A 12328-nucleotide genomic window follows, 5' to 3' on the forward strand; every position below is an offset into this window, starting at 1 on the left:
ACCCGTGGTGGTGGTGCATCAGTCGTCGGTGGTGTCGTCCGGATACGGCGACACGCCACCATCGGCGATGAAGCGGTCGATACGCGCTTCCAGCACCGGCAGCGGCACCGAGCCGGTCTGCAGCACCGCATCGTGGAAGTGGCGCAGGTCGAATTTTTCGCCCAGCGCCGCTTCTGCCTTGCGTCGCAGCTCCAGAATCTTCAGCTCGCCCAGGTAATACGACAGTGCCTGCCCGGGCCATGCGATGTAGCGATCCACTTCGGTGGTGACTTCGTGCTCGCTCAGCGCGGTGTTGTCGCGCAAGTAGGCTTGCGCCTGTTCGCGCGTCCAGCCCTTGTGGTGAATGCCGGTGTCGATCACCAGCCGGCACGCGCGCCACATCTGGTAGGTGAGATAGCCGAAGCGGTCATAGGGCGTGTCGTACATGCCCATTTCCTGGCCCAGGTACTCCGAGTACAACGCCCAGCCTTCGCCATACGCCGAGATATAACTGTAGCGGCGAAACGCCGGCAGCCCCTGCGCTTCTGCGGCCAGCGGCATCTGCAGCGCGTGGCCGGGCGAGGATTCGTGCAAGGTCAACGCCGTGAGGTTGTACAACGGCCGCGATGGCAGGTTGTAGGTGTTGACCAGATAGATGCCCGGTCCGCCGCGGCCACCGGTGTAGAACGGCGCCAGCTCCGGCGGCACCGGCTCGATCGCAAAGCGTCGGCGCGGCAGACGGCCGACGTAATCGCCCACCTTGGCATCCACGCGCTTGGCAATCCACGCAGCCTGCTTGAGCAGTTCTTCCGGCGTCTTGGCGTAAAACTGTGGGTCGGTGCGCAGAAAGTGCAGAAACGCCGGGAACACTGCTTGCCCGGCCGGTGGCTTGAAGCCGCTCTCGGCAATGGTGGCGTCCATCTGCTTGCGCAACTTGGCCACTTCCTGCAAACCGATCTGGTGGATCTGATCGGGGCTCAAGTCCAGCGTGGTGAACTCGCGGATCTGCGCGCGGTAGTAGGCCTGACCATCGGGCAAGGCTTCACCGGCAAGCGTGGGCCGTGCCCGCGGCTGGTACTCGTTGCGGATGAAGTCCAGCAGTTTGGCGTACGCCGGCAGCACCTGCGTATCGATGGTGTCGACCGCTTGCTGGCGCAGTTGCGCCTGCACCTCGGCCGGCAGTGTTGCCGGCATTTGCTTGAACGGCGCATAGAACGGATTGGCCTCGCCCTTGGCCTGCGCCACATCGGCGATGGACTGATCGCGCCCGGTCAGCGTGACCCGCGGCTGGCTAAAACCGCGCGCCAGTCCGGCGCGCATATTGTCGGTGTGCTCGGCGAAATAGCGCGGAATGTCGGCCAGTAGCTTCAAATAACGCTGGTAGTCCTCGCGCGTACGCAACGTGGCTTCGGCACTGAAACCCAGATCGCTCCAGAACGCCGAGTCGCTGTTGAACGGCATTTCCCAGGCGCGAAAACGCTGCTGATCCAACAGCACCTGCAGCTGCTGGCGGTAGACCTGGTAGCTCACCTGATCCTCGGCCGACAACTGCGCCGCCGGAATCGCATCCAGCTCCTTCAAGGTCTGTTGCCAGTACGCCGTGCGCAGGGTTTGCGTGGCCACATCGACCTTGGGTAGATGGTCGGACTGCTTGTCTTGCGTCGCCTGATTGTCTTCATCCACCGCGCCGGACAGCTGCGCCTGACGCCAGCGCCACTCGCGCGTGTACAGCGCCTTGAAGCGCGCCGCTGGCGTGGTTTGCGCGCTCGCCGCAGGCTCGGCCGCGTACACGGGGATCGCAACGCTGCCCAGGTTGACGGCGATCAGCACGCTCAGGGCGCTGCTGCGCCATACGGCGTTGGCGCTCACTGCGCAGCTCCCGGCGCTGCCTTGGCCTGTGCAATCCACTGCCGCACGCGCTGCTGCAACATCGCCAGCGGCATTGCGCCGCCCCCCAGCACCGCATCGTGGAAGGCGCGCACATCGAAGCGATCGCCAAGTTCTTTCTCCGCCTCGGCGCGCAGCGCCAGGATCTGCAGCTGCCCGAGTTTGTAACCCAGCGCCTGCCCCGGCCACACGATGTAGCGATCGGTTTCGGACTGGATGCTGGGCTCGTCGTCGGAGGGATGGGCGTGGAAAAAATCCACCATCTGCTGGCGATTCCAGCGCTTGTAGTGCACCCCGGTATCCAGCACCAGGCGGTTAGCGCGCAGCAGCTCGCCGGACAGCCGGCCGTAGTCGTTGTAGGGGTCCTTGAAGAAGCCGATCTCCTTGCCCAGGCGCTCGGCATACAGCGCCCAACCTTCGATATAGGCGTTGTAGCCGGCCTGCTGGCGGAACGGCGGCAACGGCAGCGTCTGCGCAAGCGAGATCTGCAGGTGATGGCCGGGCACGCCTTCGTGATACGCGGTGGTTTCGATGTTGACCAGGGTGCGGCTGGCGAAGTCGCTGGTGTTGACCTTCACGATGGCCGGCTTGGTGCCCTCCGGATTGCTTTGCCAATATTCGGCGCCGGGCGCGCTACGCCGGAATGCGGGCATGGCCTGCACCTCCAGCGGCGTCTTCGGCAGGTGCCCGAACAGCTTGGGCAACTCAGGTTCCATCGCAGCGATGTACTGGCGGTATTGCTGCAGGATCTGCTCGCCGGAAGTGGCGAAGTGGCGCTTGTCGGTGTCCACCGCCTTGCGGAAGCTGGCCAGGTCGGCAAAGCCCTGCGCCTTGGCGATCACCGCCATCTCGCCTTCGATACGCGCCACTTCCTTCAAACCGATCTGATGGATCTCCTCCGGCGCCATGTCGGTGGTGGTCTGGGTGTGGATCGCGTAGCGGTACCGGCGCTCGCCATCGGGCAGCGACCAGATGCCTTCGGAGCTACGGCCCTGCGCGGCGTATTCGTCGCGCACGAAGGCCGCCAGCTTGCCGTAGGCCGGGCGCACCTGCTGATCGATCGCCGTAAGCAGTTGCCTGCGTAGCGCAGCACGCTGATCGGCCGGCACGACGGTATCGAGCTTTTTCAGCGGCGAGGCGAACGGGCTCTGCTCACCGGTCAGCGCCGCGATCTTGTCGATCTGCTCGGGCAAGCGCTCCAGCAGATAACGCGGCTGGGTGAGGCCATCCTTCGCACCCTGGCGCGACACCGCGATCACCTGCTCGATCACGGTCGGAATCGTCTCCAGCCGCTTGATGTAGTCCTGATAATCCTTGGCGTTTTCGAACGGAAACGCATCGCCATAGCCGGCCAACGCCAGCTGGATGCCGCCGATCGGCTCCAGCGGCATCGCATAGGTCTTCAGGTCGATGCCTTCCAGCTTGTCGCGCAACTGGCCGAGCATCATCTGCAGGCTGAGCTGGCGTTGCTCGTCCAGGGCCTTGGCGTCGATCGCTTCGAACTGCTTGAGCAGCTCGGCGGTGGCGGTACGCTCGGCCTGCACGGCCTCCAGCGAGTAATCGCTCCAACGGTCGTTGTAGCGCTTGTCGCCGATGATGCTGGCGAACTCGGGGTTGTGCTGCAGCTGGTACTGCCACTGCTTGTCCAACAGCGCATCGAAAGCCTTGGCGGCCTGTTCGTCGGTCGGCGCGGCAGTGGCCGCAGCTGCCGTTTCCGGTGCGGGCGGCGCGGGCTTGCAGGCAGTGAACAAGGCGGCAGCCAGCAGGCCGATGGCGACAGGACGCAGGTGCTTCATGCAGTGACTCCAGGATGCGATGACGGCGGAATGGCTTTGTCGGGAACGCCCGTCGCGCGCGGGTGCGCTCCCACGTTTGCGTCAGCCCGTACAGGCTTACGCAAACGGTTGATCGATCGCCGGCGACGGCGGCGTAAACCACTGCGCGCCGGCATCGGTAACGTAAAAGTGGTCTTCCAGGCGCACCCCGAATTCACCGGGCACCACGATCATCGGTTCGTTGCTGGCGCACATGCCCGGCCGCAGCGGCTGCGCATTGCCGCGCACCAGATATGGTGCTTCGTGGATCGCCAGGCCGCAGCCATGGCCGGTGCGATGCGGCAACCCGGGCAGACGGTAATCCGGGCCCAGGCCGGCCGCTTCCAGCACCGTGCGTGCGGCCTGGTCCACCGCCTCGCAGGCCACGCCCGGGCGGATCGCCGCGAATGCAGCGGCCTGCGCCGCCTGCTCCAAGTCCCAGATGCGCCGTTGCGCATCGCTGGGCGTGCCGTAACTCCAGGTGCGGGTGATATCGGAGTGGTAGCCCTGCACGGTGCAACCGGTGTCGATCAGCACCAGCTCGCCCTCACGCAGGTGCTGCACGCCGGGAATGCCGTGCGGAAACGCAGTGGCATGCCCGAACTGCACGATGCAGAAGGTCGAGCCGTTGTCCGCGCCCAGCACGCGATGCGCCTCATCGATGAAACGCACCAGCTGATCGGTACCGATGCCCTCGTGCGCGATGCCGGCGGCCAGCCGCTGCACCAGCAAGGTCATGTCGCAGGCCTGCTGCATCAGCGCCAGCTCGGCCGACGACTTGCACATGCGGCAGCCGTCGATGATGGCGCTGGCATCGCGGATGGCCGTGCCCAGATGCGCGCGCAAGCCGGTATGCACCGCAAAGGCGATGCCCGGGTCCAGCGCCAGCGCGTGCGCATGGCGATCGTCCAGCGCCTGCACCGCCAGCGCGTAGGGGTCTTCGTGCTCCTCCCACAGGTATTTGACCACCGGAACTTTCAACACCGCGTCCAGCGAGCCTTCCTCGAACGCCGGGCAAAGCAGCACCGGGTCGCCCTCCAGGGTCAGCAACGCGGCGACCAGCCGTTCACTGGCGCCCCACGGCACGCCGGTGAAATAGCGCAACGAGGTGCCGGCGCCGATCAACACTGCATCCACGCCGTGCGCGCGCATCAGCCCACGTGCGCGCTCGATGCGCTGTGCGTACTCGTCGGCTGCGATCGGCGCGGCGCGCTGCGCCCACGGCGCCAGTTGCGCACGCGCCTGTTCCAGCGACAGGCCACCGATCTGCGCGCTCATGTGCCCGCTCCAAGATCGGCGCTGCTCCACTGCCCATCGACCAGCCGCGCCACGCCGCCGGGGTCGCACTGGCGCAGTTCCGGCGGCAGCAAGGCATCGGGCACGGCGTCGTAGCTGTTCAAGGCGGCAAAGCGGCGGATCGCGCCCGGCATGCCTACCGCGGTGAACCCCGGATGCCCGGTGCTCGGAAACGGGCCACCATGATTTTGCGCTGCACTCACCGCCACGCCGGTCGGCATCTTGCTGTTGATCAAACGGCCCACCCGCGCGCGCAAGACCGGCGCGATCGCCTGCCATGCCGCATCGTCGCTGCCATCGACAGCGCGATACAGCGTGCCGGTCAGATTGCCTTCGAATGCGGCGGCCAGCTGCGCCATCTGCGCGCTGTCCTGCGCACGCACCAGCAGGCTCACCGGGCCGAATGCCTCGGTCTGCAGCGCATGCGGCTTGGCGAGAAACGCCGCTGCCTCCACGCTCAGCAGGGTCGGCGCGTAGCGGTAGCCATCCTCGCCGGTGTGGCCACCCGCCAGCACCGCGGCGCCGGCAGCGCGCAAGCTCGCCACGCCACGCTGCACGCCATCCACCCCCGCGGCAGAGAACAGCACCATCGGCATGGCTGCTTCGAAATGCGCCTTGGTGGCCGCGACGAATGCATCGCCGGCCGCGCCGTGCGGCACTACCACTACGCCGGGGTTGGTGCAGAACTGGCCGCTGCCCAAGGTGCACGAGGCAAAGAATTCCTGCGCCAGCGCATCGCCGCGCTCGGCCAGTGCGCCCGGCAACACAAACACCGGGTTGACGCTGGACAGCTCGGCATAGAACGGCACGCCGGCTGCATCGGCAGCGGCCTTCAACGCCAGCCCGCCCGCGCGGCTACCGGTAAACCCGATCGCGCCCAGGCGCGCATCGCCGGCCAGCCGCACGCCGACGGCGTTGTCGAAGTGATACAGCAACTGCACCGCCGCCGCCGGCAGACCAGCGCCCACCAAGGCCTGATGCGCGAGCTGCGCCATGCGCTGGCTGGTGGCCGGATGCAGCGGGTGCGCCTTGGCGATCACCGGGTTGCGCGCGGCAATGGCCGAAGCAAAATCGCTGCCGGCAATCGCATTGAACGCAAACGGAAAATTGTTGGGGCCAAATACCGCCACCGGCTTGCCCAGTGGCGCCAGATGCGAGCGCAGATCGGCGGCGGTGTCGATGATGGGGTTGGTCCAGCTGTAGCTGCGCACCGCATTTGCGGCCTGGCGCAACTGGCCGCTGGTGCGCGGCAGCTCGTTGCCGCGCAAACGCGTGGGCGCCGGCAATGCGGTTTCTGCATGCGCGAGTGCAACCAGGGTGCCGGCATCGGCATCCAGCGCATCGGCGTACGCGTCCAGAAACGCGGCAATGCGTTCGGCCGGCGCGGCGGCCAGCTCGGCGGCAACCGCGTGCGCGGCGCTCAGTGCGGTGTCGATGTCGTCGGCACCGCTGACCGGAAACAGCGGCCCGATCGCCTCGCCCGTCGCCGGGTTGGCGGCGCGGAAACTGCCCGTCGCCGCGTGGCTGGGCTGCCATTGGCCGGCCAGCAGGATGGGTTGGATCGTCTCGTTCATTGCGGCACCTTCAATTGCATGGAATCGACCTGTGCGCAGCGTGCGGCAGCGGCCGACCAAGGGACCGATGCGGACGCCGCAGCAAACGCGACATCCGCATTGATTGGCACACGTCGCTGCGCACACGGCGGCGCGGTTGCGCGCCACGCTGACAGAGTGGCGCCTCGCGCAGCGTCATGGCGCCTGCGTCATCATGACAACTCAGGTGCGGTGGCAATCGCATGATCGATCACCTTCAGCGCAGCCTCGCGCTCGGCGCCGGCCACCACCAGCCGTGGCGCGCGCACATGCTCGCTGCCCAGGCCGACCTTCGCCTGCACCAGTTTGATCAGCTGCACGAAGGTGGGCACGGTATCCAGCCGCAACAACGGCAGGAACCAGTTGTACAGCTCCTTGGCGGCCGGGTAGCCGCCATCGCGCGCCAGCTCGAACAAACGCACCGATTCGGCGGGATAGGCGTTGACCAAACCGGCGATCCAGCCCTTGGCACCCATGCTCAGGCCCTCGACGATGGCATCGTCCATGCCGACCAGCAGCGCCAGGCGGTCGCCCAGCAATTCCTGCAACGCGGCGAAGCGGCGCACGTCGCCGGAGGATTCCTTCACCGCCTGCAGGTTCGGGAACTCGCTGGCGAGCTCGGCGATCTGCGTCGGGCCGAAATCGGTCTTGTAGGCGACCGGGTTGTTGTACAGGATCACCGGCAGATCGGTCGCGCCGATCACTGCGCGCACATGCGCGCCCATCTCGCGCCAGTCGGTGGAGTACACATACGGCGGCAGCACCATCAAGCCGCCGCAGCCGATCTCCTTGGCCGCCTTGGCCAGCGCCACCGCTTCGCCGGTCGCCAGGCTGGCGATGCCCGGCACCACCGGCACGCGGCCGTTCAAGGCGGTGACCAGGGTGCGCAGGATCGCCAGCTTGTCGTCCACGCTCAAGGTGGCCGCTTCGCCCAGCGAGCCCAGCGGCACGATCGCGGTGCAGCCGGCATCCACCAGTTGATTGGCGTGCTTGCCGAGGAAGTCGTGATCGATCTCGCCGTTGGCGGTGAACGGAGTGGTGATGGCCGGCAACACGCCGTGCCAGAACGTAGCGATGCTCATGGATGATTCCCTTGCGAGTCGGAAGTGAACGGGTCGGCCAGCGCCGCGAGGCGGACCGGGAACAACGGCGGCCGGCGGCCGGCGTCGGTGGAAAGATCGGGCGGGCAACGGCCCAGTTCGGCCAGCGCGCTGCCGCAGATGCGGCCCTGGCAGGCGCCCATGCCGCAGCGCGAAGCCAGCTTGGCATCGCGTGCATCCTTGAAGCTGTCCAGCGCACCCAGCGGCACGTCTTCGCAACGGCAGACCAGGGTGTCCGGTTGCGCCAGCGCGCGGATGCGCGGATGCAGGGCGAACTGCTGTTGCAGCAGCTGCGCAAACGCGCGTGCGGCACGCCGACGCGGCTGCAGCTGCAGTGCGTGATCGGGTGCGCCGGCGGCCATATGCCCGGCCATTGCACCTTCGACCAGCGCGCAATCGCGCCCGCCGATACCACAGGCCTCGCCGGCTGCGAAGACCTGCACGACGCTGGTGCGCAGCAACGCATCGACCTGGATCTGCCGATGCGCGCCGCACGGGTCCAGCTGGCAACCCAGCAGCTGCGCCAGCTCGGTATTGGGCACCAGTCCGTAGCCCACGGCCAGCTGGTCGCACGCCACGCGGGTGCGCCCACCCGGGCCATCGAGCTCCACCTCGCGCAGCTGCGTATCCCCATACGCGGCCACCACCACGCTGCCGGCGCGATAGGCAACACGATGCAATTGCAACCGCAGTGCCACCGCCTGTGCGGCCTTGCCCGGCCAGCGCCACAACTGCGCGGCGAAGGCGCGCAACGCGGCAGCGCTGGCCTGTTCGTGGATGCCGAGCACCTGCGCGCCATGTCGCTGCAAGGTGGCCGCACTGGCCAGCAGCAGCGGTCCGCTGCCGGCCACCAGCACGCGCTTGCCGGCTAGCGGCCAGCCTTGTTTGGCCAGCGCCTGCGCCGCTCCCGCGCCGGTGACGCCGGGCAAGGTCCAGCCCGGAAACGGCAACAGCAATTCGCGCGCGCCGGTGGCCAGCACCAGCGCGGCGTAATGCAGTTGCAGCGTGCCGTCCGGGCCATCGGCCAGCAGCCAGCCTGGCTGGGCAAGCAAGATCTGCGTGCGGGTCAGCAGGCCGATTGCGGCATTGCCCTGCACCTGCCGCAACAGCGCGCGCGCATCGGCCGGCGCACCGTGGTGCACGTCGCTGCGCCACACCTGCCCGCCCGCACGCGGCTGCATGTCCACCACGCCCACCCGCGCGCCATGGCCGGCGGCCACCTGCGCGGCGGCCAATCCGGCCGGGCCGGCACCGATCACCAGCACATCGAAATGCAGCACGCGCTCAGCCATCGGTCCGCACCTGCATGCCCTCATGCGCATCCACCAGGCAGGCGCGTTGCTGGGCAATGCCATCGATGCGCACGCGGCATTCGAAACACACGCCCATGCCGCATAACGGGGCCCGCGGCTGGCCACTGCTGGACTGGCGAAACTGCAGCGTGGCCTGTGCCACCGCTGCAGCCACGCTGGCGCCGGCCGGCACATCCACCGGCTGCGCATCCACATACAGGCGAACCGTGGCGCTCATGCCGCGGCCCCCTGCACCGCGCGCGCCGGTGCGTACGGCGCCGGGTCGATGGCCGGCGTACGCCCAAGCAGGCTGTCCACGATCACCCGTGCGCTCCCCAGCGCCGTGGTGACCCCCAGCCCTTCATGCCCCGCTGCCACCCACACATCGGCCCGGCCGGGCACCGCCCCAAGATACGGGCGCCCGTCCGGAGTGGCCGGACGCAGGCCGGTCCATACCCGGATCGCCTGCAGCTCGCGCAACACCGGCAGATACGCAAATGCCCGCTGCAACATCCGCTGCAGCACCGGCATCGACAACGCGCGATCGTGTTCGCCGAACTGCCGCGAGGAGCCGATCAGGATCTGCCCGGTCGGCCGCGGCTGCACGTTGAAGGCCACGCTGGTGTCGTCGGCCCCGTGCGCCGAATCGGCATAACCCAGCTCGAGCAATTGATGCCGGATCAAGCCGGGATGCCGGTCGGTGATGACCAGGTGGCCCTTGCGCGGGCGCAGCGCCAGTTCGGGCAGCAATTGCGGCAGGGCGACACCGCTGGCGACCAGCACCGGCCCGGACAGCAGCTGGCCATCGTCCAGGCGCACGCCGTGCGCTTGCAGTTGCGTCACTTGGCGGCCGGCAAACAGCTGCGCGCCGGCCTTGCAGGCCAGGCTCACCAGGTGCCGCGCCACCCGCGGCGGATACACCACCGCCTCATTGGGCACCCGCATGCCGCCCGCCAGACCGGCCACCAGTTGCGGTTCCAGCGTGTACAGCTGCTGCGCATCGATGGCTTCTGCGCGCAGGTCGGCCGCCGCCAGGCGCGCGATCTTGGCCGGCACCGCCGCCAGTTCGCGCGCATCGCGTGCCACCCACAACGTGCCGCAACGACTGAATTCGGCCTCGCGCAGCTGCGCGAAGCGTTCCCACAAACGCAGCGAATACGCCGACAACGCCAGCTCGGCCGGGTCGTCGTCCATCGCTACCAGGTGCCCCATCGCCGCCGCAGTCGAACCACCGCCAATCGGCCCCGGCTCGATGATCGCCACGCGCAGGCCCTCGCCTGCCGCGGCTTCCGCACAGGCGGCACCGACGATGCCGGCGCCGATCACGATCAGGTCGTAACTACGCCGCGTGGAGGCGACAGATGGGCTGACATCCCCACCGGCATCGCGATGCGGTGCGCCCGCCGCCAAACCGCTCGGCGGCGCAGCCAACGCAGCATCCGGCGCGGGCTGCGACGCCGGCATCAGGCCACGATGCCCCAGGCGAACGGATCGGCCGGATCGATGATCAGCTGCGAGCGCGCAGTGATGTACGCATGCCCGCTGATGCGCGGTGCAATGCCGCGCCCGCTCAGGCGATAACTGCCCTCGAACGCACTGCCCAGAATGCCTTGCTGCACCCAGCGCTCGCCCTCGCCCAGTTTGCCGTCTGCGGCCAGGCAGGCCAGCTTGGCGCTGGTGCCGGTGCCGCAGGGCGAGCGGTCGTAAGCCAGCCCGGGGCACAGCACGAAGTTGCGTGCCACGCCGCTGCCGTCGGGGGCGGCGCCATTGACTTCAATGTGGTCGATTTCACCACCCGCCTCACCCGTGATCCCGGCCGCTTCCAGCGCCAGCCGGATCGCTTCGGTGTAGGCGGTGAGCTCGCGCTGGTGCGCCAGATCGAGCGCGCACGGCGCCTGCTCGGTAATGAAGAACCAGTTGCCGCCCCAGGCCACATCGCCGCGTACCCGGCCATGGCCCGGCACGTCCACTTCCACCCCGGCAGCCGCGCGGTAGCTCTCGACGTTGTCCACCGACACCGTGCCGTCGTCGGCCAGCGCTACGCCCACGGTGCCGACCGGGGTTTCGATGCGATGCTGGCCCGGCCCGATGCGCCCCAGCTCGGCCAGGGTGCGCACCACCCCGATGGTGCCGTGGCCGCACATGCCCAGATATCCCACGTTATTGAAGAAGATCACCCCGGTGCAGGCGGTGGGGTCGCGCGCCGGCAGCAGCAGCGCGCCCACCATGGTGTCCGAGCCGCGCGGCTCGCAGGCGATTGCGCTGCGCCAGTGGTCGAAGTCCTGGCGGAAGCGCTCGCGGCACTGCGCCAGGTCGCCATCGCCCAGATCGGGGAAGCCGGCCAGGACCACGCGGGTGGGTTCGCCGGCCGTATGGGAGTCGATGACGTCGATGGTGTGCATGGCTCATGCTCCCACTGCCGGGCCGCGGACGACTAGCGTCCAATGCGAAGTGAAAATGCGGAAATCCGCACAATCGCCAACCTGCTGCACAGCCGCGCGTTTACGCTAGGATCAAGCCTGGGTTGCACCACCGTGCAGCCGTCAATCGTGACCGCTACCATGACCCTGATGGATCTCAACCTTCCCGCGCTGGAAATGCAGACGCTGTTCGATGCACTGCCGGACGTGGTGTTCTTCATCAAGGACAGCGAGGGCCGCTACAGCCATTGCAATCTCACCCTGGTGCGCCGGCTCGGGCGCAAGCTGCGCAGCGAGATCATTGGCCGGTCGCCGCTGGAAGTGTTCCCGTTACCGCTGGGCGGCAGCTACATGATGCAGGACCGCCGCGTCCTGCAGGGCGAGCTCATCGACAACCAGCTCGAAGTACATCTGTATCCCAACCGCTTGCCCGGCTGGTGCCTGACCTTCAAACGCCCGCTATGCGAGGCGAACGAGGTGATTGGCGTGGTGGGTATTTCGCGCGACCTGGGCCAGCCAGATAGCCGGCATTCGGCGTATGAACGCCTGAGCCAGGTGATGGACCACATGCAGTCCAACTTCGGCGACAACCTGCGTGTGCAGGCGCTGGCCGATCTGGCCGGGCTCTCGGTCGCGCAGCTGGAGCGACACTTCCGTCGCGTGTTCCAGGTTACCCCGCAGCAACTGCTGACCAAGCTGCGCATCGAATCGGCCATGCGCCTGCTGTACGGCGACGACAGCATCGCCAGCATCGGACAACGCTGCGGGTTTGCCGACCAGAGCGCATTCGCCCGCCAGTTCAAGGCCACCGTCGGCATGACCCCGCGCGATTACCGTGCGCTCAAGGGTCAGTTGTAGGAGCGCCGGTGGCGCCGCAAACGGGCGCTGACACATGGCTGGCACAAATGCCGAATTCGGCAGGATTGAACGCGCCGTCGCAGCACGTTT

10 protein-coding genes are annotated in these 12328 nt (G+C 67.8%); 1 reads left to right on the plus strand and 9 read right to left on the minus strand.

The genetic code is table 11. The features are described from left to right. Positions 1-18: 18 nt before the first annotated feature. The 9 genes from BJD12_RS03720 to BJD12_RS03760 form a co-directional block, all read right to left on the minus strand. The gene (locus BJD12_RS03720) at positions 19-1848 is read right to left on the minus strand and encodes a DUF885 domain-containing protein (protein ID WP_005990507.1); all 1830 of its coding nucleotides are present in this window, start codon (positions 1846-1848) and stop codon (positions 19-21) included. Then, on the minus strand, positions 1845-3662 hold the full coding sequence (locus BJD12_RS03725; RefSeq protein ID WP_005990509.1) for a DUF885 domain-containing protein: 1818 nt from the start codon (positions 3660-3662) through the stop codon (positions 1845-1847). Before BJD12_RS03725 ends, BJD12_RS03720 begins: the two co-directional genes overlap by 4 nt. 96 nt (positions 3663-3758) lie before the next feature. Further along, positions 3759-4958: a M24 family metallopeptidase gene (locus BJD12_RS03730; protein WP_005990511.1), complete on the minus strand. Its 1200-nt coding sequence runs from the start codon at positions 4956-4958 to the stop codon at positions 3759-3761. Next, positions 4955-6550, minus strand: coding sequence for an aldehyde dehydrogenase family protein (locus BJD12_RS03735; protein ID WP_074059310.1), 1596 nt, complete (start codon positions 6548-6550; stop codon positions 4955-4957). Before BJD12_RS03735 ends, BJD12_RS03730 begins: the two co-directional genes overlap by 4 nt. Positions 6551-6741: 191 nt before the next feature. Beyond that, on the minus strand, positions 6742-7650 hold the full coding sequence (locus BJD12_RS03740) for a dihydrodipicolinate synthase family protein (RefSeq protein ID WP_005990516.1): 909 nt from the start codon (positions 7648-7650) through the stop codon (positions 6742-6744). Continuing rightward, a complete protein-coding gene (locus BJD12_RS03745) occupies positions 7647-8960 on the minus strand; it encodes an NAD(P)/FAD-dependent oxidoreductase (protein ID WP_005990518.1) in 1314 nt (437 codons plus the stop codon). The genes BJD12_RS03740 and BJD12_RS03745 overlap by 4 nt, the downstream gene beginning before the upstream one ends. Next, positions 8953-9198: a 2Fe-2S iron-sulfur cluster-binding protein gene (locus BJD12_RS03750; protein ID WP_005990520.1), complete on the minus strand. Its 246-nt coding sequence runs from the start codon at positions 9196-9198 to the stop codon at positions 8953-8955. The genes BJD12_RS03745 and BJD12_RS03750 overlap by 8 nt, the downstream gene beginning before the upstream one ends. Beyond that, positions 9195-10424, minus strand: a complete 1230-nt coding sequence (locus BJD12_RS03755) for an NAD(P)/FAD-dependent oxidoreductase (protein WP_005990522.1) — start codon at positions 10422-10424, stop codon at positions 9195-9197. Before BJD12_RS03755 ends, BJD12_RS03750 begins: the two co-directional genes overlap by 4 nt. After that, positions 10424-11362 carry a proline racemase family protein gene (locus BJD12_RS03760; protein WP_005990524.1) on the minus strand — a complete coding sequence of 313 codons (939 nt, stop codon included), beginning with the start codon at positions 11360-11362 and terminating at the stop codon, positions 10424-10426. The genes BJD12_RS03755 and BJD12_RS03760 overlap by 1 nt, the downstream gene beginning before the upstream one ends. Before the next feature lie 159 nt (positions 11363-11521). On the opposite strand from BJD12_RS03760, the gene BJD12_RS03765 reads away from it, so the two are divergent. Further along, a complete protein-coding gene (locus BJD12_RS03765) occupies positions 11522-12238 on the plus strand; it encodes an AraC family transcriptional regulator (protein ID WP_005990526.1) in 717 nt (238 codons plus the stop codon). Positions 12239-12328: the final 90 nt, after the last annotated feature.

Origin of the sequence: Xanthomonas vesicatoria ATCC 35937 (assembly GCF_001908725.1) — a bacterium.
Classification (GTDB): Bacteria; Pseudomonadota; Gammaproteobacteria; order Xanthomonadales; family Xanthomonadaceae; genus Xanthomonas; species Xanthomonas vesicatoria.